The 21,374-nt window shown below is 69.0% G+C and carries 22 protein-coding genes; 11 read left to right on the plus strand and 11 right to left on the minus strand.

Going from position 1 to position 21,374, the window contains the following annotated elements:
• Nucleotides 1-41: 41 nt before the first annotated feature.
• Both JOD27_RS35335 and JOD27_RS35340 read left to right on the plus strand, forming a co-directional pair.
• The gene (locus JOD27_RS35335) at nucleotides 42-326 is read left to right on the plus strand and encodes a type II toxin-antitoxin system Phd/YefM family antitoxin (protein ID WP_204766682.1); all 285 of its coding nucleotides are present in this window, start codon (nucleotides 42-44) and stop codon (nucleotides 324-326) included.
• Nucleotides 314-724: a type II toxin-antitoxin system VapC family toxin gene (locus JOD27_RS35340; RefSeq protein ID WP_204766683.1), complete on the plus strand. Its 411-nt coding sequence runs from the start codon at nucleotides 314-316 to the stop codon at nucleotides 722-724. The genes JOD27_RS35335 and JOD27_RS35340 overlap by 13 nt, the downstream gene beginning before the upstream one ends.
• A 109-nt stretch (nucleotides 725-833) precedes the next feature.
• On the opposite strand, the gene JOD27_RS35345 is transcribed toward JOD27_RS35340, so the two are convergent.
• A complete protein-coding gene (locus JOD27_RS35345; RefSeq protein WP_204766684.1) occupies nucleotides 834-1,346 on the minus strand; it encodes an HAD domain-containing protein in 513 nt (170 codons plus the stop codon).
• A gap of 59 nt (nucleotides 1,347-1,405) precedes the next feature.
• Here JOD27_RS35345 and JOD27_RS35350 point away from each other — a divergent pair, with 59 nt between their 5' ends.
• A complete protein-coding gene (locus tag JOD27_RS35350) occupies nucleotides 1,406-1,726 on the plus strand; it encodes a hypothetical protein (RefSeq protein ID WP_204766685.1) in 321 nt (106 codons plus the stop codon).
• Between the two features lie 164 nt (nucleotides 1,727-1,890).
• Nucleotides 1,891-2,052 (plus strand): hypothetical protein, encoded by a 162-nt coding sequence (locus JOD27_RS35355; protein WP_204766686.1) that lies wholly within the window; start codon nucleotides 1,891-1,893, stop codon nucleotides 2,050-2,052.
• A 46-nt stretch (nucleotides 2,053-2,098) separates the two neighbouring features.
• Here the strand turns inward: JOD27_RS35355 and JOD27_RS35360 are convergent, their stop codons facing one another.
• From JOD27_RS35360 to JOD27_RS35375, 4 genes are read right to left on the minus strand one after another with little or no spacing between them, the layout of a single operon-like run.
• Entirely contained in the window at nucleotides 2,099-4,207 is a 2,109-nt protein-coding gene (locus tag JOD27_RS35360) for a 3-hydroxyacyl-CoA dehydrogenase NAD-binding domain-containing protein (RefSeq protein ID WP_204766687.1), read from the minus strand.
• Complete coding sequence (locus JOD27_RS35365; RefSeq protein ID WP_239570403.1) at nucleotides 4,204-5,475, minus strand: thiolase family protein; 1,272 nt, start codon at nucleotides 5,473-5,475, stop codon at nucleotides 4,204-4,206. The genes JOD27_RS35360 and JOD27_RS35365 overlap by 4 nt, the downstream gene beginning before the upstream one ends.
• 34 nt (nucleotides 5,476-5,509) lie before the next feature.
• Nucleotides 5,510-5,959: an ABA4-like family protein gene (locus JOD27_RS35370; protein ID WP_204766689.1), complete on the minus strand. Its 450-nt coding sequence runs from the start codon at nucleotides 5,957-5,959 to the stop codon at nucleotides 5,510-5,512.
• Nucleotides 5,956-6,864: a hypothetical protein gene (locus tag JOD27_RS35375; protein ID WP_204766690.1), complete on the minus strand. Its 909-nt coding sequence runs from the start codon at nucleotides 6,862-6,864 to the stop codon at nucleotides 5,956-5,958. The genes JOD27_RS35370 and JOD27_RS35375 overlap by 4 nt, the downstream gene beginning before the upstream one ends.
• 60 nt (nucleotides 6,865-6,924) lie before the next feature.
• Between JOD27_RS35375 and JOD27_RS35380 the strand changes: the two genes are divergently transcribed.
• The gene (locus JOD27_RS35380) at nucleotides 6,925-7,563 is read left to right on the plus strand and encodes a MerR family transcriptional regulator (RefSeq protein ID WP_204766691.1); all 639 of its coding nucleotides are present in this window, start codon (nucleotides 6,925-6,927) and stop codon (nucleotides 7,561-7,563) included.
• Between the two features lie 52 nt (nucleotides 7,564-7,615).
• Entirely contained in the window at nucleotides 7,616-8,104 is a 489-nt protein-coding gene (locus JOD27_RS35385) for an HIT family protein (protein WP_204766692.1), read from the plus strand.
• A 70-nt stretch (nucleotides 8,105-8,174) separates the two neighbouring features.
• Here the strand turns inward: JOD27_RS35385 and JOD27_RS35390 are convergent, their stop codons facing one another.
• Nucleotides 8,175-8,699, minus strand: coding sequence for a GNAT family N-acetyltransferase (locus tag JOD27_RS35390; RefSeq protein ID WP_307830510.1), 525 nt, complete (start codon nucleotides 8,697-8,699; stop codon nucleotides 8,175-8,177).
• Between the two features lie 112 nt (nucleotides 8,700-8,811).
• Entirely contained in the window at nucleotides 8,812-9,750 is a 939-nt protein-coding gene (locus JOD27_RS35395) for an NAD-dependent epimerase/dehydratase family protein (protein WP_239570406.1), read from the minus strand.
• Nucleotides 9,751-9,859: 109 nt separating this feature from the next.
• Between JOD27_RS35395 and JOD27_RS35400 the strand changes: the two genes are divergently transcribed.
• Nucleotides 9,860-10,822 carry a GlxA family transcriptional regulator gene (locus JOD27_RS35400; RefSeq protein WP_204766693.1) on the plus strand — a complete coding sequence of 321 codons (963 nt, stop codon included), beginning with the start codon at nucleotides 9,860-9,862 and terminating at the stop codon, nucleotides 10,820-10,822.
• Here JOD27_RS35400 and JOD27_RS35405 read toward each other — a convergent pair.
• On the minus strand, nucleotides 10,770-12,020 hold the full coding sequence (locus tag JOD27_RS35405) for a ribonuclease D (RefSeq protein WP_204766694.1): 1,251 nt from the start codon (nucleotides 12,018-12,020) through the stop codon (nucleotides 10,770-10,772). The two genes, JOD27_RS35400 and JOD27_RS35405, sit on opposite strands and share 53 nt — an antisense overlap.
• Before the next feature lie 70 nt (nucleotides 12,021-12,090).
• Entirely contained in the window at nucleotides 12,091-12,807 is a 717-nt protein-coding gene (locus tag JOD27_RS35410) for a response regulator (RefSeq protein ID WP_015099292.1), read from the minus strand.
• 263 nt (nucleotides 12,808-13,070) lie between these two features.
• Here JOD27_RS35410 and JOD27_RS35415 point away from each other — a divergent pair, with 263 nt between their 5' ends.
• Nucleotides 13,071-14,207 (plus strand): dipeptidase, encoded by a 1,137-nt coding sequence (locus tag JOD27_RS35415; protein WP_204766811.1) that lies wholly within the window; start codon nucleotides 13,071-13,073, stop codon nucleotides 14,205-14,207.
• A gap of 211 nt (nucleotides 14,208-14,418) precedes the next feature.
• Here the strand turns inward: JOD27_RS35415 and JOD27_RS35420 are convergent, their stop codons facing one another.
• The gene (locus JOD27_RS35420; protein ID WP_229813237.1) at nucleotides 14,419-14,964 is read right to left on the minus strand and encodes a DUF3000 domain-containing protein; all 546 of its coding nucleotides are present in this window, start codon (nucleotides 14,962-14,964) and stop codon (nucleotides 14,419-14,421) included.
• 92 nt (nucleotides 14,965-15,056) lie between these two features.
• Here JOD27_RS35420 and hemE point away from each other — a divergent pair, with 92 nt between their 5' ends.
• The 3 genes from hemE to hemQ are packed head-to-tail and all read left to right on the plus strand — an operon-like array spanning nucleotide 15,057 to nucleotide 18,237.
• The gene (hemE, locus tag JOD27_RS35425; RefSeq protein ID WP_204766696.1) at nucleotides 15,057-16,094 is read left to right on the plus strand and encodes a uroporphyrinogen decarboxylase; all 1,038 of its coding nucleotides are present in this window, start codon (nucleotides 15,057-15,059) and stop codon (nucleotides 16,092-16,094) included.
• Entirely contained in the window at nucleotides 16,094-17,521 is a 1,428-nt protein-coding gene (gene hemG, locus JOD27_RS35430) for a protoporphyrinogen oxidase (RefSeq protein ID WP_204766697.1), read from the plus strand. The genes hemE and hemG overlap by 1 nt, the downstream gene beginning before the upstream one ends.
• A gap of 23 nt (nucleotides 17,522-17,544) precedes the next feature.
• Nucleotides 17,545-18,237 carry a hydrogen peroxide-dependent heme synthase gene (hemQ, locus tag JOD27_RS35435; RefSeq protein ID WP_204766698.1) on the plus strand — a complete coding sequence of 231 codons (693 nt, stop codon included), beginning with the start codon at nucleotides 17,545-17,547 and terminating at the stop codon, nucleotides 18,235-18,237.
• Here hemQ and JOD27_RS35440 read toward each other — a convergent pair.
• Nucleotides 18,224-21,259, minus strand: coding sequence for a S8 family peptidase (locus tag JOD27_RS35440; RefSeq protein ID WP_204766699.1), 3,036 nt, complete (start codon nucleotides 21,257-21,259; stop codon nucleotides 18,224-18,226). The two genes, hemQ and JOD27_RS35440, sit on opposite strands and share 14 nt — an antisense overlap.
• Nucleotides 21,260-21,374: the final 115 nt, after the last annotated feature.

The following is a 21,374-nucleotide window of genomic DNA, read 5'->3' on the forward strand; positions in this document are numbered from 1 at the left end:
ACTCTGTAGCACTTTTGTGCTATTTGAGCTACAGTTGGGTCATGCAGCTCAAAGCCATCGGACAGCGTGAGCTCCGCAACGACAACGCGGAGATCATGCGACGGGTCGAGGCGGGTGAGGGCTTCGTCGTCACCCGGAACAACAAGCCGGTCGCGCAACTCCTGCCGTATCGGGAGGAAGTCGTGTCCCGGCCACCGCTGGGTGATGTCCAGGTGCTGTTCGGAACTCTGCCGTCGGTCGACCTCGACCGCTGGGAGGCCGACCGGAAAGCGGCCGACGAGGTCTTCGGTGAGGACGACCCGATGGAAGACCCGTGGCAGACCTGAGCCGCTGCCTGCTCGACACCTGTGTCCTGATCAGGCTCGAGCGGGCGAATCTGGGCCCCTACCTCAACGCGCAGCCGTTCCTCAGTGCGATCACGATCGCGGAGCTGGCGTTCGGGCTGGACACCGACGACCCGGTCGAGCGCTTCGCTCGCACCGAGCGGTACTACGCGGCCGTGCAGACGTTCGAGGTGCTGCCGTTCGGAGTCGAGGAGGCCAAGGTCTACGGGCAGATGGCCTCGCTGGTGCGGCGTGCCGGCCGCAGCCCTCGTCCGCGGCGGATGGACCTGCAGATCGCGGCCACCGCCGCGGTCGCCAAGATGCCGGTGCTGACGATGAACGTCAAAGACTTCAAGGACATCGAGCGGCTCGTGGAGGTCGTGCCGATCCGTCAGGCCTGATCCGAACCAACCGCCGCAGCTAACCAATATATCGCCGCCTGACCAGCACCTTAGCAACGAGTCTTTGGACTTCGCCCGCAAACGTCTCATTGCAAGGGCAGCCGATATATCAGCGCGGGAGCGCGGTGAGGAACGACCGGACCTGCTCCAGGTGATCGATGCCGATGCCCCGGCGTGGGTCGACCGGCACCAGGAGCGTGCCCGGCCGGGCAGCCGCCCACTCCGGATCGCGCGGCTGGAACTCGTCGTCGAGCCACGCGATCGGCCGCGTGCCCGCCCACTCGGTGATCGCGGGAACCTTGCCGTGGTTGCCGTCGCGGTGGTCGGCCCCACCGCCGCCGAAGTCGATCCACTCGAGCTCGGGCAGCCCGAGACGCGGCCCGATGAACTTGTTCGCCTCGTGCTCCCACGTCGTCGCCCACACCAGGTCCGCACCCGTCGCGGCGGCGAGCGACAGCAGCCACGGTCCGTGCGACGGATCCAGCCACACGCGCAACGGCCGGGAGAAACCCGCGGGCCGGATGCGGTGCGTGGTGTAGCCGGCCGGACGCCGGGTCGGCTTCGCGAGGTACGGGTTCAACGGACCGTCGACGTCGAGAAGGATCGCTGGCCGGGACATCATGACCTGATCGAAACATCCGGACTGCTAATGATCCCGCGAATTCTCCCGATACGGGACACATGACTCTCACGGAGATCGCGGCCTGGTGCACGGCAGACCACGTGCGGGCCGCGCTCGAACGTCAGCTCGAAGGCGCGCTGGTGGAGGTCCCCGAGGACGACGACTCGCCCCGCCGGGCGTTCAGCGAGGCGTTGCGGCGGTCGTTGATGCTCCGCCAGAAGCACCCGTTCGACATCGTGGCCCTCGGGCTGCCCGACCTGCTGCGCTACCGCGACCTGGTGGCCGGGTCCGAGGTGACGTTGCGTGCCACGAACATCGAGGCCTACTTCATCCGGCAGGACGGCAGCGCGGAGCAGTACCAGCCCGAAACCGAGGACTGAGCCCGAACCGAATCGATGGCGAGTCGATCGGCGTTGCGGCAACGCGTGGACCGCCTGCAGGAACTGCGATCCCGGATCGACCGCATCCAGGTGACATCCGGTTCGGCGACCGCGCGGCCAGACGATAACGAGGACGAGTCGTACATCAGGTCGGCGTGGTGACGGTGACCGGCTTCGATGTTCTGCCGACCGAACTGCGGTCGCACGCGAGCAAGCTCGACGGGCTCGCCGAGCGGCTCGGCCAGGCCCTGCACGCCGCTCGGCACATGAGCATGGACGGCGCCTGCGGCGGCGAGGCGCCGGAAGAGCTGGTCTGCCAGGCATGAAGAAGCCCCGGCCCCGTCGAGGGAACCGGGGCTTCAGCAGGCCCTGCTAGGCGGGCACGGACGCCACGCCGGGCGCCAGGAACCGCTTGCCCGTCACCTTCTCCGAGATGCCCGTGCGGTCCAGGTAGGGCGTGATGCCGCCCAGCCAGAACGGCCATCCGGCGCCCAGGATCATGCACAGGTCGATGTCCTGTGCCTCCGCGACCACGCCCTCGTCGAGCATGATCCGGATCTCCTCGGCCAAGGCCTCCAGCGCACGGGTCTTGACCTCATCGCCCGTCAGCGGGGAGTCACCGAACTCCCAGAGCGCCAGGACCTCGGGGTCGACGGTCTGGTTGCCGGAGGCGTCCCACTGCCAGACGGCGCCCTTGCCCGCGGCGACGAACTTCTTCATGTTCTCCGACACCGAGAAGCGGTCCGGGAACGCGTTGTGCATCGTCTCCGACACGTGCAGCGCGACGGCGGAACCGACCAGCTGCAGCAGGATCATCGGCGACATCGGCAGGCCGAGGGGCTCGGTGGCCTTGTCTGCGACCTCGAAGGAGGTGCCTTCGTCGACCGACTTGATGACCTCGCCCATGAAGCGGGTCAGCAGGCGGTTCACGACGAACGCGGGCGCGTCCTTCACCAGCACCGAGGACTTCTTCAGCTGCTTGCCGACCGCGAACGCCGTCGCCAGGGTGGCGTCGTCGGTCTGCTCGGCGCGCACGATCTCCAGCAGCGGCATGACCGCGACCGGGTTGAAGAAGTGGAAGCCCACGACCCGCTCGGGGTGCTTGAGCTTCGACGCCATGTGCGTGATGGAGAGCGACGAGGTGTTCGTGGCGAGGATGGCCTCGGGGGAGACGTGCTCCTCGACCTCGGCGAACACCTGCTGCTTCACGGCGAGGTCCTCGAACACGGCCTCGATCACGAAGTCGGCGTCGGCGAACGCGGCCTTGTCCAGCGAACCGGAGACCAGCGCCTTGAGGCGGTTCGCCTCGTCGGGCGAGATGCGCTTCTTGCCGGCCAGCTTGTCGATCTCACTGTGGACGTAGCCGACGCCCTTGTCCACGCGTGCCTGGTCGATGTCGGTCAGCACGACCGGCACGTGCAGGCGGCGGATGAACAGCAGCGCCATCTGCGAGGCCATCAGACCGGCGCCGACGACGCCGACCTTGGTGACCTTGCGCGCCAGCGACTTGTCCGGCGCGCCGGCCGGACGCTTCGCGCGCTTCTGCACCAGGTTGAACGAGTACAGCCCGGCACGCAGCTCGTCGCTCATGACGAGGTCCGCGAGGCCCTCGGTCTCGGCGGCGTAGCCCTTGTCGAGGTCGTTCTCGCGCGCCAGCTCCAGCAGCTCCAGCGCCTTCAACGCACCCGGCGCCGCACCCTTGGTCTTGCCGTGCACGATCGCCTTGGCGCGCGCGACGGCGGCGTCCCACGCCTCGCCGCGGTCGATCTCCTTGCGCGGCACGGTGATCTCACCGCGCACGACACCGGACAGCCACAGCAGCGACTGCTCCAGGTAGTCGGCGGAGTCGAACAGCACGTCCGCGATGCCCAGCGCCAGAGCTTCCTTCGGCTTGAGCATCTTGTTCTGGTTCAACGCGTTCTCGAAGATCACCGTCACGGCGTCGTTGGCGCCGATCAGGTTCGGCAGCAGCTGCGTACCGCCCCAGCCCGGGAACAGGCCCAGGAACACCTCGGGCAGCGCGATCGCGGCCGCGTTCGACGCCAGCGTGCGGTAGTGGCACGACAGCGCGAGCTCGAGCCCGCCGCCCATGACCGCGCCGTTGACGAAGGCGAAGGTCGGGATGTCCGAGTCGGTGAACTTCTTGAAGACGTCGTGGCCGAGCTGGCCGATCGTCACGCCCTGCGAACGGTCGGAAGCCTTCTCCACGGCCGTCAGGTCGGCGCCGACGGCGAAGATGAACGGCTTGCCGGTCACCGCGATCGCGGCGGGCTGGGCCGCATAGGCCTCGTCGAACGCCGCACTGAGCGACACCAGCGACTGCGGACCGAACGTCGACGGACGGGTGTGGTCCAGGCCGTTGTCGATCGTGATGAACGCGACCGGCTTGTCCAGGCCCGGCACGGAGATCAGACGGGTCTTGGCAACGGTGACGACCTCGTCGGGGAAGATCGCCTTTGCTTCCTCAGCGGTGATGGTCACTTGCCACTCCAGTTCGGGTTCTCCCAGATGACCGTTCCACCCATGCCGATGCCGATGCACATGGTGGTGAGGCCGTAACGGACGTCCGGCCGCTCGGCGAACTGACGCGACAGCTGCGTCATCAGGCGCACGCCGGAAGAAGCCAGCGGGTGACCGGTGGCGATCGCGCCGCCCCACATGTTCACGCGCGGGTCGTCGTCGGCGATGCCGAAGTGGTCGAGGAACGCGAGCACCTGGACGGCGAACGCCTCGTTGACCTCGAACAGGCCGATGTCCTCAATGGACAGGCCGGCGCGCTCCAGAGCCTTCTCGGTGGCCGGAACCGGGCCGATGCCCATGACCTCGGGCTCGACACCCAGGAACGAGTAGCCGACCATCCGCATGCCGATCGGCAGGCCGAGCTCGCGCGCGGTCTCCTCCTCGGCGAGGATGCAGCCGGTCGCGCCGTCGTTCAGACCGGCCGCGTTGCCCGCGGTGATCCGGCCGTGCGGGCGGAACGGCGTCTTGAGCTTCGCCAGGTCCTCGACCGTGGTGCCCGGACGCGGCGGCTCGTCGGCGGTGGCGAGGCCCCAGCCGTTCTCGGCGGAACGGGTCGCGACCGGCACGAGCTCCGGGCCGATCTTGCCGTTCTTCAGCGCGTCGGCGTACTTGGCCTGCGAGGCGGCCGCGTAGGCGTCCGTGCGCTCCTTGGTGATGTGGGGGAACCGGTCGTGCAGGTTCTCCGCGGTCTGGCCCATCACCAGAGCGCTGGTGTCGACGATCTTGTCCGACAGGAAGCGCGGGTTCGGGTCGACGCCCTCGCCCATCGGGTGGCGGCCCATGTGCTCGACACCGCCCGCGATGGCGATGTCGTAGGCACCGAACGCGATGCCGCTCGCCGCGGTGGTGACGGCGGTCATCGCGCCGGCGCACATGCGGTCGATCGAGTAACCGGGGACCGACTTCGGCAGGCCCGCGAGCAGCGCCGCCGTGCGACCGAGCGTGAGGCCCTGGTCGCCGATCTGCGTGGTCGCCGCGATGGCGACCTCGTCGACGCGCTCCGGCGGCAGCTCGGGGTGCCTGCGCAGCAGCTCACGGATGACCTTCACGATGAGGTCGTCGGCACGGGTCTCGGCGAAAATCCCCTTGGGGCCGGCCTTGCCGAACGGCGTCCGGACGCCGTCGACGAAGACCACGTTCCGAACGCGTGCCGGCGCTGCTGGTGCGGCCACGGCGTCTCCTCCACTTGTGGTGACAACTCTGTCCACCGGGCAGGGGGTGCGCGACATCCCTACCGGTCGGTAACGCCAACTCTAGCCCTAGTTACTGGTGGGTAACCACAGCGGCACCCCTGTTCGTTGCGTCACACACCTTGCGCACGATCAGGAACAGTGGCAACCCGACCGGAGCCAGCAGGATCGTGATCACCAGAACGGGTGCCATCACCAGCGGATGGACGTTCAGGCGACGCCCTTCCAGGTACATCCAGCGCCCGACGAACAGGTCCCACGCGATCATGTGTGCCCACACCAGCGCCGCGCCCACGTCGGTGCTCATGAACTCGGCCAGCGCCGGCAGCTCCGGACGTGTGACCAGCGGCAACAGCTCGGGCAGCACCGGGATCATGAGCACGACGTAGATCGCCACCACCGGCAGGATGATCAGGTAGGAGTCGGCGATCCGCTTCGTCCACGACCACTTCGGCGCGAAGATCATGAGGGCCCAGAACGGTGCGGCCAGCAGGAACGTCAGGCTGAACAGGGTGGCGGTCATGCGGTCACGAGCTCCTTGTTGTTGTTCTGGCCGTGCGGCTGCCGTGCCCACACGATTCCCAGTGCGGTGGCGACGACGAGAGCGGCGGCGACGATCAGGGTGAGGCCGTCGGGGTTGACGATCGACTGGCCGCGCAACGCCTGCCAGGTGACGAGAACGGTCAGGCCGAGGTAGCCGCCGCTCAGCGCCCAAGCGAGGCGAGTGTTGGCCCACCGGCCGGCGAAGAAGATCAGCAGGGGCAGGACCTGCACCGCGTGCATGCCGATGAAGTGTCCGATGCGCAGGTCGCCGTGCACGGTGCTCCAGCCGGTGAGAGGCATGTACGAGCCGCCGTCGGGGCCGCCGATCGAGTGGCTGCCGATCACGCCGCCCTCACGCGACTGGCCGGCGCGCGGCTGGGTCATGAGGAAACCGACGCTCATGCCGACGAGCGCGACGATCAGGCTGAGCCGGATCGCCCAGCTCTGGGCCGGGTTGTCGAACTTCTTGCGGAACAGCAGGATCGCGATGACCAGGCTCGTGCTGAACAGCACCATCGCCAGCGCGCCCATGGCCCCGAACAACGCTCCGTCCAGCGGTGTCTCGAAGTTGAAGTGGCTGCGCTTACCTCTGGTGACCTGGAGGACGATGATCGCCATCTCGGCGACACCAGCCCCCGCGAACACAGTGCCGAGCCACCACGCGATCTTGTGCAGGCGCCCCTCGAGCAGGCTGGTGAACCACGCCAGCGAGGCGCTGTAGAGCGTGAACGACACCGCGAACTTGAACGGCTTGAACCAGATCGGCGAGTCGAGCAGGACCCGGTCGTCCAGCAGCATGCCGAGCGCGGCGATCGGGGTGAGCACGACCATCGACAGCGTGAAGAGCATTAACGGCCGGTGCCAGTGGTACGCCGTCTTCAACATCTGAACCCCCTCCAGAATGGATAGCGGAACTCTCCGCTATCGGGAAGGTACACTATCCATATGCGTGTTGGCGAGCTTTCGAAGATGTCCGGCGTCCCGGTGCCGACGATCAAGTACTACCTGCGCGAGGGACTGCTGCCCGCCGGCGTGCTGACCAGCCCAAACCAGGCGCACTACGACGACGAGCACCTCCGCCGGCTACGGCTGGTGCGCGCTCTCGTGGACGTCGGCGGTCTCTCCATCGCGGCGGTGCGCGAGGTCCTCGGCGCCATCGACACCCGCGGCGACTCACTGCACAACAAGCTCGGCGCCGTGCAGGAGGCCATCAGCGAGCCGGGCTCGGTCGAGCTCAACCCGCTCGCCGTCGAGGACGTCCGGGCCTTCTTCGAACGGCAGGGCGAGCGCAAGTGCGTCGACGTCACCGAAAGCAACGTGACGCACATGCTCGCCTCCGCGCTGTCGGCCGCGCGTTCAGTCGGCCACGACCACTTCCACGAGCTGCTCGACCCCTACCTGGAGGGACTGAAGATCATCGCCCAGGCCGACCTCGAGTACATCGCGCGGCGCGGTTCGTCCGACGACGTCATCGAGGGGATGGTCGTCGGCACGCTCATCGGCGATGCCGTCATCAAGGCCGTGCGGCGCCTCGCGCACGCCCAGGTGTCGCGCGACGTGATCGGCGACGGCTCCGACGACTGACGTGCCGAACTGATACATCGGCCGATATATCAGTTCGGCGTAGACGTGAATCATGACGACTCGTGTGCCGTGGGACCCCGACGACTACCTTTCGCTCGCCCGGCGGGCCTGCTTCATCTGCGAACTCCTCACCGGCAATCCGGACTACCCGCACCACGTCGCCCACCGCGACGAGGTCGCCGTCGTCTTCGCGAGCAGGTTCCCGTCGGTCTTCGGGCACTTCCTCGTGGCGCCGGTCGACCACCGGGAGCACGCCGTGGGCGACTTCACGCCGGACGAGTACGTGGCGCTCCAGCGGGTCGTGCACCGGGCGGGCACCGCTTTGAGTGAGCTGTTGCCGGTCGAGCGGCTGTACGTGCTGTCGCTCGGCAGCCAGCAGGCCAACCGGCACGTGCACTGGCACCTCGCGCCGTTGCCACCGGGCGTTCCCTACGAAGATCAGCAGATCGCCGTCTTCGAGCCCTCTCGCGGCCACCTCGATCTGCCCGACGACGAGGTCGCCGACCTCGCCAGGCGCCTCGGCGAACGCATGGCCGACTGATATATCGGTTACAACACGCCGTGCCACCTGCGCCTTAGCAACGACTCTTTGGACTTCGTCCGCAAAAGACTCATTGCAAGGGGCGCTGCCACCGGACCTCGCCGTCATGCCACTGGTCGGTGGCGGTGAGATCCGCTGAGGTGGCCACGGCGGCGGACGCATGGTGGTCGGGGTGGATGTGCGCGATCACGGTGTGAACCGGTTGCGTGCGGAGCCAGCCGACGAGACCTCGTGTTGCCTCGGTGGCGATGCCGCGGCCCTGCCACAGCGTGCCCACGACCCACGCGATCTCGGCGGTGTGGTTGGCGACGGTCGCTTGGACCGTGCCGGCGAGACAGCCTTCGTCGCGCACGAAGATCACCCAGTTGAGCCAGCGTTCGGCCGGGTCGGGGGAGCCCGCGACCAGTCGCTCGTAGCGGGCGAGGAGTGCTTCCGGCGAGTACGGGGCGCCGCCGATGAACGTGTGTAATGCCGGGTCGGCCAGCACCTCGGCCATCTCGGCGGCGTGCTCGACCCGCAGCGGAAGCAGGTCCAGCCGGGCGGTGGCGATCGGCGGCGCCTCGGTCGGGCGCGAGTCCGTGCGGTCGTTCGTCACGCGCCAGATGATCGCCCAGCTATCCTTTGCAATGGGTCTTTTGCGGACGAGGTCCAAAGACCCATTGCTAAGGAGCAGGTCAGGACTGTGGGAGGAACTGATATATCGGTGGTCAGGCGGTTGTTAAAGGGCGTGGCGGGATCTTTGCCCTCTGCAGGGTGGCGGTGAGTACGTCGTCCAGGGGCGTCGCTGTCAGGCCGAACGTCGACTCGATGCGGGACGCGTCAACGACGAACGGACGGTGCGACATGTGGTGCGTTTCCCACAACTCGTCCCACAGCGGGGCGGTGGCGCCCAGCAGGGTGAGCTCTCGGTCGGTCATCTCCGCGAGTCGTGGTGCCGGGGCCTCCGCCAGCTCGGCGAGCCGGGTGGCCATGGCTCGGACGGAGGAGATCACGACGGGTGCGTGCCAGGCCTGGCCGAGGGCGCGTTCGTCACTGGCGACGGTGACCAGGGCGCGCGCGGCGTCGCCGACCGGGGTGAACGAGTGCGGGGTGTCCAGCGCGGCGGGCACGACCGCCGGCAGTCCGGCCAGGACCTTGGGGACGACCATCGCGTTGAAGATCGAGAAGGCGTCGGGGCCGATGAACTGGCCCGCGCGCACCTCGGTGACGCGGACTCGGCCTTCGTCGTGTGCGGCCTTGGCCTCGAGCCACATGCGGGCGCGCACCTCGCCCTTGGGGCCCGTTGCGGCCAGCGGGTGGTCCTCGGCGAGGGGACCATCGACGGGGCCGTAGCCGTACAGGTTTCCCAGCATCACATAGGTGGTGCCGGTGCGTTCGGCGGCGGACAGGATCGCGCCGAACAGCGGCGGGACGGTCTGTGGCCACGTGTGGTACGCGGGCATGGCGGCGTTGATGATCGTGGTCGCGCCGGCCGCGACCTTCGTCAGGGCGGTGACGTCGCCGGCGTCGAGGGCGATCCTGGTGACCTGGGGGTGTTCGGGGCCGCCGCCGCCGGTGCGGCTGACCATCCTGACCTCGTCACCGGACTCGGCGAGCAGCAGCGCTGCGGCTGTGGCCGTGGCACCACGGCCGATGATCACGTGCATGATCCTCTTTTCGGGAACATCGGGTTCTGCGGATTTGCTTGATCCACTGTGGTGCGCGCGGTTCGTTCGCGGCACCAACCCGCTTGCCACGTTCCCGGAGGTTCTGGCCATGCATCGTGTCGTCTTCGTCGTGGTCGCGCCGGTGTTCTCGTTCGACCTCGCCATCGCGCGGATGGTCCTCGACGCCGCCGAGGGGTACGAGATCATCACGTGCACGGCCGACCCTGGACGGGTTGAGGCCGTCGGAGGTCCGGACGTCGTCGTCGACCATGATCTCGCCGCTGTCCGGGACGCCGACACGTGCATCGTGATCGGCGGTGGTGGCCGCGACACCGACGTGAGGGTGCTGGAGGCCGTCCGGGTGGCGGCCGAGGCGGGTGCGCGCATGGCGGCGATCTGCACCGGTGCCTTCGTGCTCGCCCAGGCGGGAGTGCTCGACGGGCGCCGTGCGACCACGCACTGGGGGCTGACCGACGAGCTCGCACGTCGTCATCCCGGCGTGATGGTTGTGCCCGACGTGCTGTACGTCGCCGACGGTCCGGTGCTCACGTCGGCCGGTGCCGCGGCGTGCATCGAGCTGTGCCTGCACCTGGTCCGCACTGATCTCGGTGCCGCCGCGGCGGCAGACGTCGGGCGACTGGCCGTCGTGGCCGCGCCGCGGCCGGGGGACCAGGCCCAGGTGGTCGACACGCCACTGCCGACCACCGGGGACACCTCGCTCGCCGCCACCCGTGCGTGGGCGCTGCTCCGGCTCGACGAGCCGCTCACCCTCAACGACCTGGCCACGCACGCCCGCGTGAGCGTGCGCACCCTGACCCGGCGTTTCCACGCCGAGACCGGGCTGAGCCCGCTGCGCTGGCTGTTGCACCGGCGCATCGACCGCGCCCGTCAACTGCTGGAGACCAGCACGATGCCGATGGACCTGGTGGCCCGTCACAGCGGACTGGGCAGCGCCGACTCGTTGCGGCAGCACCTCGTCCGCCGGACGGGTCTCACCCCGACCGCCTACCGCCGGTCGTTCAGGTCGACGGAGCGGTCGCGCTCAGCGCCTTCGCCATCGCTTCGAGGGTGAGCTCGATCTGCCACGACCGGGCCCCGCCGTCGCGCAGCACGCCTGCCACGGACTCGGGGGACAGGTCGGCCGGCGGTTGCCAGCAGGTGCGGCGCACGAGGTCGGGCAGCAGCAGGTTCTCGACCGGGAGGGTGTTGGCCTCGGCGATGGTCGTCAGGGCCGCGCGTGCGGCGGCCAGGCGGGCTGCGGCGTCCGGGTCCTTGTCCGCCCAGCGGTTGGGCGGGGGCGGGCCGTCGTGCTGGCCGGCGGGCTCGGGGAGCTCCGACTTGGGCAGGCCCGCGGCCTTGCGCAGCGCGTTCATCCACACGCCGGACATGCGGCGCTGGGCTCGGCCGCGGAAGACCGGCAGCGCGAGCAGCTCGGCTTCCGAGGCGGGGTTGCGGGCGGCCGCCTCCATCAGGGCGGAGTCCGGGAGGACTCGGCCGGGGGCGATGTCGCGTTCGCGGGCCACGGCGTCGCGGGCTTCCCAGAGCGCGCGGACGAGGGCCAGTTGACGCTGGTTGCGCACGCGGTGGATACCCGACGTGCGCCGCCAGGGGTCGGTACGGGGGCGCGGCAACGGCGCCGTCCGTACCGCCTCGAACTCCTCGAGCGCCCAGGCGAGTTTGCCCTGGCGCTCCAGCTCGGCCTCGAGAACGTCGCGGAGCTGAACGAGCAGCTCCACGTCCAGAGCGGCATACGTCAGCCAGTCGGCAGGAAGGGGGCGGCGCGACCAGTCGGCCGCGCCGTGCCCCTTCTCCAGCCGATAGCCGAGCAGTCGCTCGACCAGCGTGCCCAATGCCACGCGTTCGAACCCAGCCAGCCTGCCCGCCAGCTCGGTGTCGAACAGGGCGCCGGGTCGCAGCCCGAGTTCGGCGAGGCACGGCAGGTCCTGAGACGCCGCGTGCAACACCCACTCAGTGCCGTCCAGCGCCTGCACCAGTGGGTCTAGCCGTCCGCCCAAGGCGATCGGGTCGACCAACCAGGTGCCAGCGCCCTCCCGGCGCAGTTGCACCAGATAGGCACGCTGTGAGTAGCGGTAGCCCGAGGCTCGCTCGGTATCCACCGCGACCGGGCCCTTCGCCCCGGCGAGCGCGTCAGCGGCTCGCCGGAGCGCAGCAGGATCGGCGACCACGGGCGGGACCCCATCAGCAGGTTCCGTCAGCGGTACCGGATCTGGTCCGGTCGGTGCGGTTGGCTCGTCGGCGGGAACATCCACAGCGGATGACCCTACGACGAACGCACCACTCACAGGTGTTCTCGGCCGGTTCAGTGCTTCAAACCGGTATCTAGCGGATCACGCCGGCACGCATGGCCAGCGCGACCATCTGGGCGCGATCCCCGGTGCCCAGCTTCCGGCCGATCCGCGACAGGTGAGACTTCACCGTCAACGCGGACAGGCTCAGAGCCTCGCCGATTTCCTTGTTGCTCTGGCCATCGGCGACCAGCTGGAGCACCTCGACCTCACGCGCGGAGAGTTCCCGCGGCGTGTTGTCGGTGCCAGGCACCCGAGTACCCGCTGCGAGTACTGGTGCCACGCTCGGATCTGCGTAAACGCCGCCATCGAGAACCCGGCGCACGCCGTCGGTGACCACCATCGGCGAGGCGGACTTCAGGAGGTACGCCTGAGCGCCCGCCTGGAAGGCCGACCTGACCGCGTAGGGGTCGTCGGAGGATGCGAGGACCACGATGCGGGGCCAGCCCTGGGCACGGAGTTCCGTGACCAGGTCGATGCCGGTGCCATCCGGCAGACCCAGATCGAGGATCGCGAGGTCGCAAGGACCAGTAGCGAGTGCCCGCGCCCGAGCCTCCGCCACCGATGCGGCCTCATGCACTGTCCCGGCCCCCATCTGGGTGAGCCGAGCTGATATCGCCTCCCTCAGCAGTGGGTGGTCGTCGACCACCAGCACTGAAAAAAGCTCCTCCCGCGGGTGCGGGACCATGTTCGCCGGCAACGAGCCGGCTGGCGTGGTACGAACGGCCTGACCTAAGCCGACGGCAGCCACGTCACTACCTCCCTGGAGTCGGTCGTGCCCCCCGACCGGCACCGGGACTTTCGCCCAATCAGCCGCGCCACTGATCGACCGAAAGTGGTGTCGTCTGGGGCAGCGTAGCCGCCCAAGCGGGTCTACGGGACGATCAATCGGGTATCTATCCCTATTGAGTTGTGACAGATGGCCTCAGTTGTCACACGATTGGCTGACAGCTGGATAGGGGGAGTAACGCGAGATGCCCTCATGACGACGTATAGGAGTTGGTTGTGCCTAGCCTGACCGGTCCCGATCGAGCGCGGGCGTTGCTGCAGCGTGTGCCTCTCGTCGACGGCCACAACGACCTCCCGTGGGCTCTCCGGGAGTTCGGTGACGGAACGGGCGAGGACGTCTACACGACCGCCGCGAAGATCGATCTCACGGAGCGTCATCCCAGCTTGCACACGGATATCGTGAAAATGCGCGAGGGTGGCCTCGGCATGCAGTTCTGGTCCGTCTGGATTCCCGGCAGGCTGGCCGGCGACGGAGCCGTGACCGCCGTCCTGGAGCAGATCGAACTGGTCTACGAGCTGGCCGAGCGGTACTCCGGTCACCTGGGCATCGCCACCACCGCGGACGAGGCTGAAAAAGTCTTCGCGTCCGGGCGTGTCGCGTCCCTCCTGGGGGCGGAGGGCGGACATTCCATCAACTCTTCACTCGGAGTCCTGCGCGCCCTGCGCCGTCTGGGCGTCCGCTACATGACGCTGACCCACAACGACAACACGCCGTGGGCCGACAGCGCCACTGACCAGCCTGAACACGGCGGGCTCACCGAGTTCGGGCGCGAGGTCGTGCGCGAGATGAACCGCATCGGCATGCTCGTCGACCTCTCGCACGTCGCATCGAGCACGATGCACGCCGCGCTCGAGACGACCGTCAAGCCCGTCATCTTCAGCCACTCGTCGTGCCGCCACGTCGCCGACCATCCGCGCAACATTCCGGACGACGTCCTGGTGAAGCTGAAGGACAACGGTGGTGTGGCCATGATCACATTCGTTCCGAGCTTCGTTTCACCCCAGTTCGCTGAATGGGACGCAGCCCTTCGTGACGCCATGACGGCCGCCGGTGCGAACCACGCCGACATGACCGAGCGCAAGACGTTCAGCGAGAAGTGGATCGTCGACCACCCGGCGCCGACGGCCACGCTCGACGACGTCGTCGCGCATGTCGAGCACGCCCGTGAGGTCGTCGGCATCGACCACATCGGGCTCGGCGGCGACTACGACGGCGTCACGGCCCTCCCGGAGGGGCTCGAGGACGTCTCGACCTACCCGAACCTCATCGGGGCGCTGCTCGACAAGGGCTGGTCAGAAGACGACTGCGCCAAGCTCGCCGGCGCGAACATCCTGCGCGTGCTGCGCGACGCCGACAGCTGATCGGTCGTCCGTCAACCGATATATCAGTTCCCGTGACGGACGCTGCCTGCCGCTGACCTGCGCCTTAGCAATGAGTCTTTGGACTTCGTCCGCAAAAGACTCATTGCAAGGGTGCGGGGCTGTGCAACGAGACGTTTGACTTCGTTCGCAAAAGAGTCGTTGCAAAGGGGCGGGCGGCCCGGAGGGCGGGAGGGGACTGATATATCGGTGGTCAGGAGCGTTGGCCGAACATCGTGACGCCCACTGGTGGGAGGCCGACGGCGGTGGCCATCAGTTCGTAGAAGGCGGTGCCGTGTTCGGCCAGTTCGCCGTCGAGGGCGGTCCAGGAGGCGCGCAGTTCCAGGTCGTCGGTGCGGGCCGGGCCGGCGATGTCGCCGAAGCGGGCCGACGACGTCTGGGTGACGGTGCCGCCGAGGGCGGTGAAGCGGGCGCCGGACTGTTCGAGGGCCTCGGTCAGCCAGGACCAGCCGACCTCGGGCAGCAGGGGATCGGAGGCGAGTTCGTGGTCCAGTTCGACGCGCACGTAGGCCACCACGCGCAGGACGCCGCCCCATGCCTCGTCGCCGTCCGGGTCGTGCAGGAGCACCAGGCGGCCTGTCGACAGCTCGTCCGACGGGCCGGTGACCTCAGCCGTCAGCGCGTACGCCCACGGCGCAAGCCGCTGCGGTGGGCGGACCTCGGTGAGTTCGATCTCGGGCCTGTGGCGAACCGACTTGAGCGTCCCCACCGCCCGGCGGAAGATTTCCGGCTCGGTCACACAACTGACTGTAGGCCTCGCAAACCGACCGAGTGACGGCGGCACGCCGGGACGTGGGACCATGAAGGGAAAGAAAGAGAGATGACTGCACAGTGTCTGATCTTTTGGCACCCCTTCTCGTCGCCGCGCGTGGCGGCACCCCGTCGCACACCCCTGTCTGGTTCATGAGGCAGGCGGGGCGGTCGTTGCCCGAGTACCGGGCGCTTCGTCAGGGCACCGCGATGCTCGACGCGTGCATGGATCCGGAGATGGTCTGCGAGATCACCATGCAACCCGTCCGGCGGCACGGCGTCGACGGCGCGATCCTCTTCTCCGACATCGTGGTGCCGCTCAAGGCCGCCGGTGTCGACCTCGACATCGTCGCGGGCACCGGGCCGGTGGTCGCGAACCCGGTCAGGACGCTCGAGGACGTCGAGAAGCTTCCCGAGCTGCGCGCCGAGCAGGTCCAGCCGGTCGCGGACGCCATCGGGCTGCTGCTCAAGGAGTTGCCGGAGCAGGTCGCGCTGATCGGGTTCGCGGGAGCGCCGTTCACGCTGGCGAGCTACCTCGTCGAGGGTGGGCCCAGCAAGAACCACGAGCTCACCAAGGCACTCATGCACGGCAACCCCGAGTTGTGGCACGCGTTGCTGGCCAAGATCGCGGACATCACCGCGGCGTTCCTGCACGCGCAGCTCGACGCCGGGGTGCAGGCGGTCCAGTTGTTCGACTCGTGGGCGGGGGCGCTGTCCGAGCGCGACTACCGCGAGTTCGTGCTGCCGCACTCGAAGCGGGTGCTCGAGACGATCAGCACCGTGCCGCGCATCCACTTCGGCGTCGGCACCGGTGAGCTGCTGCCGGCGATGCGCGAGGCCGGGGCGGACGTCGTCGGTGTCGACTGGCGGATTCCGCTCGACGTCGCCGTGGACCGTCTCCAGAAGGCCGCTCCCGAGCTGCCGAAGCCGGTGGTGCAGGGCAATCTCGACCCGGCGTTGTTCTTCGCGGGCTTCGAGGCCGTCGAACGCGAGGTGCGGCGCATCCACGCCGAGGGCAAGGCGGCCGCGGGCCACATCTTCAACCTCGGCCACGGCGTCCTGCCCGACACCGATCCGGAGATCATCACCCGTACCGTCGAACTGATCCACAGCTTGTAATGCACGGAAGAGCACCGCACGTCGCCGTCGTCGGGGGAGGCATCTCCGGGCTGGCCGCCGCGCACCGGTTGCGCCTGCTGCTCGGGCCCGACGCCAAGATCACCGTGATCGAGCAGTCCGACCGGCTCGGCGGCAAGCTGCGGACCACCGAGCTCGCCGGTGTGCGGTTCGACGTGGGCGCCGAGGCGTTCCTGCATCGCAAGCCGGAGGCCCAGGAGCTGATCGACGAGGTCGGGCTGCAGGACGACGTCGTGCACCCGACCGCGGCCAAGGCGTCGGTGCACGCGGCGGGGCGCACGCACCAGCTGCCCGCGCACACGTTCATGGGCGTCCCGGCGAGCGTCGAGACGGTGCGGCACATGCTGTCGTCAGAGGGCGCGCTGCGGGTCGAGATGGAACCGACGCTGCCGCCCGTCGACCTCCACGGCGGCGACGTCGCTGTGGGCACGCTGATGAAGGACAGGTTCGGCCCGGAGATCGCCGATCGTCTCGTGAGCCCGTTGCTGGGCGGCGTCTACGCGGGCCGCGCGGACGAGCTCGGCCTGCGCGCCACGATGCCGCAGATCGCCACGCTGCTGGACAAGGGCGTCGGCTCACTGCTCGCGGCCGCCGCGATGATGATGCCCGCGCCACCGCAGCCGAGGGCCGCGCGCCCGCCGGTGTTCGCGTCGCTGCGCAACGGCGTCCAGTCGCTCGTCGACCGGCTCGCCGAGGTCGCGAAGCCCGAGATCAGGCTGGGCCTGCCGGTGCGCGTGCTGTCCTGGCAGGGCGACGGCTGGCGGCTCGAGATCGGGTCGGCCGCGACGCCCGAGTACCTGGAGTGCGACGGCGTCGTGCTCGCGGTTCCCGCTCCGTCGGCGCGCAAGCTGCTGTCCGAGATCGCGCCGCAGGTGTCCGCCGCGTACGGCAAGGTCGAGGTCGCCTCGATGGCCGTCGTCGCGCTGGCACTGCCGCCGGGTACCGAGCTGCCGGACCGCTCCGGCATCCTGATCGCGGAGGGGGAGCGGTACAGCGACCGCATCACCCCGTTCACGGCCAAGGCGTTCACGTTCTCCAGCCGCAAGTGGTCGCACGTCGGCGAGCCGGTGATCCTGCGGGGTTCGGTCGGGCGGCACGGCGAGACGGCGTTGCTGCAGCGCAGTGACGCGGACCTCGTGAAGGCCGTGCGCAACGACCTGTACGAGCTGACCGGGATCAAGACCGAGCCCATCGACTACGTGGTGCAGCGCTGGGGCGGAGGCCTGCCGCAGTACGGCGTCGGGCACGTCGACCTCGTCGAGACCATCGAGAAGGGCATCGGCGACGTCCCCGGCCTCGCCGTGGCGGGCGCCACGCTGCACGGCGTGGGCGTGCCCGCCTGCATCGCCACCGCCGACGCGGCCGCCGCCCGTGTCGCAGCACACCTGCTGGGCCGCGTTCGCCGCTGAGTCAAGTCTGGGAAGATGGGGTCATGGCGCGCCTGAACTACAACGAGCTCAACGACACCATCCGCTACACGATGTGGTCGGTGTTCCGGGTCGAACCCGGCAAGCTGCCGGAGGACCGTTCGGCGGCTGCCAGCGAGACCCAGAACTACCTGGACGCGTTGGAGGGCAAGGGCGTCACCGTCCGCGGTGTCTACGACGTGGCCGGTCTGCGCGCGGACGCCGACTTCATGATCTGGTGGCACGCCGAGGAGATCGAGCAGGTGCAGGCCGCCTACACGGGCTTCCGCCGCACCCCGCTCGGCAAGGTCTCCACGCCGGTCTGGTCGCAGGTCGCCCTGCACCGGCCAGCGGAGTTCAACCGCAGCCACATTCCCGCGTTCCTCGCCAACGAGGAGCCGCGCAAGTACGTCTGCGTGTACCCGTTCGTGCGCTCCTACGAGTGGTACCTGCTGCCCGACGAGGACCGCCGCAAGATGCTGGCGGACCACGGCAAGGAAGCCCGCGACTTCCCGGACGTGCGCGCGAACACGGTCGCGTCGTTCGCGCTGGGCGACTACGAGTGGATGCTCGCGTTCGAGGCCGACGAACTGCACCGCATCGTCGACCTGATGCGGCACCTGCGCGGCACCGAGGCGCGGCTGCACGTGCGTGAGGAGATCCCCTTCTACACGGGCACCCGCGTCCCGGCCGCCGAGCTCGTGACTAACCTGCCGTAACCCGGTACGCGCGGATGATCGTCAACTCGAAGGCGTTGCCCTTCGAGTCCGTCGCCGCCGCGCGCAACGAGGCGAACCTCGCGTCCGCCGGGTGGTAGATCAACGCGCTCGCGCCGCTGATCCCCGCCCGGCGCCAGGACGCGCCGTCGTCGAACGAGTACTCGACCCGCAGGTCACGGAGCTCACCGACGTCACCCTGCGACTGCGTGAGCAATCCCAGGCGCTGCAACGTTCCCGCAGGCACAGCGCCGTGCGCGTCGAGCTTCGGCTCGAACCGCACGACCGACATCGGCAGCGTCGCCGGCGCGGCGGCCGCGGCCGAGCGGAACGTCCACACCGCCGACACCCGCGTGCTCAGGTCGAACTGCGTACCGCGCTCGATCGACCGTTCCACCCGGTAGTCGGACGCCTGCGCGGGCAACCCCCGGTAGACGTCGCTGTTCTCACCCACCAGCACGCCGTCGCGGTACAACGCGGTCCGCTCGGAGTCGCGAGTGGAGCGGCCGTAGCCGTGGTTTCCGTCGGCGAGCAGCGGAAGGTTCAGCAACAGGTCCGTGCCGGTGCGGGTGGACGGGTGCGGCAGCCCCGGCCCGTACACCGGCTGTCCCTCGACGTGGGTGTACGTCCGGCCCGCCTCGTACGTCCGGTACGGGCTGACGAAGTACGCCGTGCTGTCCTCCTGGTCCACCCTGACGGTCGACTGCCATCGCACGTCCTCGGCCGTGACGAACTCCGTCACCCGGAGGTCTTCCGGCAGCATCCAGTCCCAGTCCAGGCCGCGCACGCCGAACGTGGTCAGCGGCGTCTGGGCCTTCAGCGAGAACGTGCGGGGCCGGTCGGCGTGGACCGTCGTCTCGATCCGCGCGAGCTCGTCGAGGCGAGGCGCCCGGACGAGCCCGGTCGGGTAGCCCACCACCTGATACGCGAGCCGGTAGGTCTTCAGCTGCTCGCGCCGCGCGATGGTGTCCTTGGTGACGAGGGACGAGAACTCGTTGCCGGGCAACGGGGAACCGAGCTGCTTGGTCTTGATCCGCACGCCTTCACCGAACGAGTCGAAGCTGCCCGCCGTGACGGCGCCGTTCAGGACTCGCCGGTACATCACCTTGGTGGACGGGTTGATGGCGTTGGGGTCGGGCGTGGTCAGCGAGATCGGCCGGGTCTCCCTGGCGTCGATCCGGACCGTGGTGACGGGCTCGGTCACGGCCATGCCCGGATGCACGATCTTGTTCGTGAGGAGCTGGCCGGCGCCGTCGAACTCCTTGATCTCCGAGTCGATCAGGTAGGTGCCCCTCGGCAGCCGCAACGCCTGGAACCCCGTGGCGGGCACGATCTTCGAGTACGGCACGTCCAGGCCGGTGACGAGGGTGGTGCCGGCGAACGGGTTGCCCCCGTCGGCCCCGATGTGGATCAGGGCGAGCCAGTTGCTCTCGGGTTCGCGCTCGAGGGCGACCGGTGTCCGGACCCGGTGCGGGCCCGACGTGGCGAGGACCTCGCCGGTGAGCATCCCGTCCGACGATCCCGCGCGCGGGTCGCCGGTGACATCGACGGACGAGGTGCCCTTCGCCGGCACGGTGACCTTGCCGGTGCTCAACGAGAACATGCCGGGCGCCGCGGCCGAGTCGATCGCGAGATCGAGGGTGACCACCGCGGCGGACGAGTTGGTGTAGGTGATCGTCTTCGTCACCGGGACGTTGCGGTCGTGCGGCCACTGGTGGCTGCCGAGATCGAGGGTCGCGGTGTCGGCGACGACCGGCTGCTCGATCGCCTTGGCCACGTCGATCCGGCCGGTGCCCTGGTCGAAGACACTGAGCCCGGCGGTGGGTTTGGCGGTCGACGCGAGCGCGGCCTTGAGCTGTCCCGCGGTCCAGTCCGGGTGCTGCTGCTTGAGCAACGCCGCCGCGCCCGCCACGTGCGGGGTCGCCATCGACGTGCCGTCCTTGGCGACGTGCTCGGAGGACCCGGCCTTCGCCGCGACGATGCCCACGCCGGGCGCGGTCACCTCGGGCTTGATGTTGCTGTGGGCGCCGACCTTCGGGCCGCGGCTGGAGAACGACGCGAGCTTGTCGTCGCGGTCGACGGCGCCGACGGTCAGCGCGGCTTCGGCGCTGCCGGGGGAGTTCACCGAGCCCGGTTCGCCGTCGTTGCCCGCCGCGACGACGAACAGCACTCCGTGTTTCGCGGTGAGGTCGTTGATCTCCTGCTCGAGCGGGTCGATCTCCTCGGTGTCGTCACTGCCGAGGCTGAGGTTGACGATCCGGGCACCCTGTTCGACGGCCCAGCGCAGGCCGTTGATGATCGCCGAGTCCCGGCAGCCGCGCGAATCGCAGACCTTGGCGTCGATCAGTTGCGCGCCAGGGGCGACACCGCCGTACGTGGTGCCGCCGCTCGCGATGGTGGCGGCGACGTGGGTTCCGTGTTCGTTGTGGGTGTGGTCGTCCTCCAGCGTGAAGTTGCGGAAGGCGATCTCCTTGCCCTGCAGGTCGGGATGCCGTTCGTCGACGCCACCGTCGACGACCGCGACCTTGACGCCCTGGCCGGTGATGCCGCGCCGGTGAGCGGCGGGTGCGCCGATCTGCTTGACGCTGCGGTCCAGCGCGGGCTCGCGGCGGCCGTCGAGCCACACCTTGTCGACGCTGTTCTTGAGCGACGACCAGTCGTCGGCCGCGAGGCGAGGTGAGCCGTCGACGAGCAACGGTGTCCGGTCGCGATAACCGAACTCCCGCAACGAGGTAACGTCGAAGAGACGTTGGTCGAGCCGGTTCGCCGCGAGCGGTGCCGCGGCGTCACTCGGGATGACGAGCGTGTGGCCGTCGGGCTTGCGGTGGGTGCGGAACGTGATCTCGGTCCGGTCTTCACCCGGCTTGATCGCGGTGACGAAGCCGTCGGGACCGAGTGAGACCTTGTCGCCGGTGACGAGCGTGATCTCCTCGGCTGTCGCATGTGGACTGTCAGCGGCCGACGCGACGGCGGGAACGGTGGCCAAGGTGAGCGCGATTACCGCGCTCAGAGTTCTGATGCGCATGTTTTACCCCCAGGACACAGGAAGTTAGCTTCCTGTCACGGGGAGTGCGCAGAGCTGAATGGCCGAATCGGAGGGTGATCTCGGCCGCCCGGCACGGACCGGGCGGCCGAGAACC

Source organism: Lentzea nigeriaca (assembly GCF_016907955.1).
Taxonomy (GTDB): Bacteria; Actinomycetota; Actinomycetes; order Mycobacteriales; family Pseudonocardiaceae; genus Lentzea; species Lentzea nigeriaca.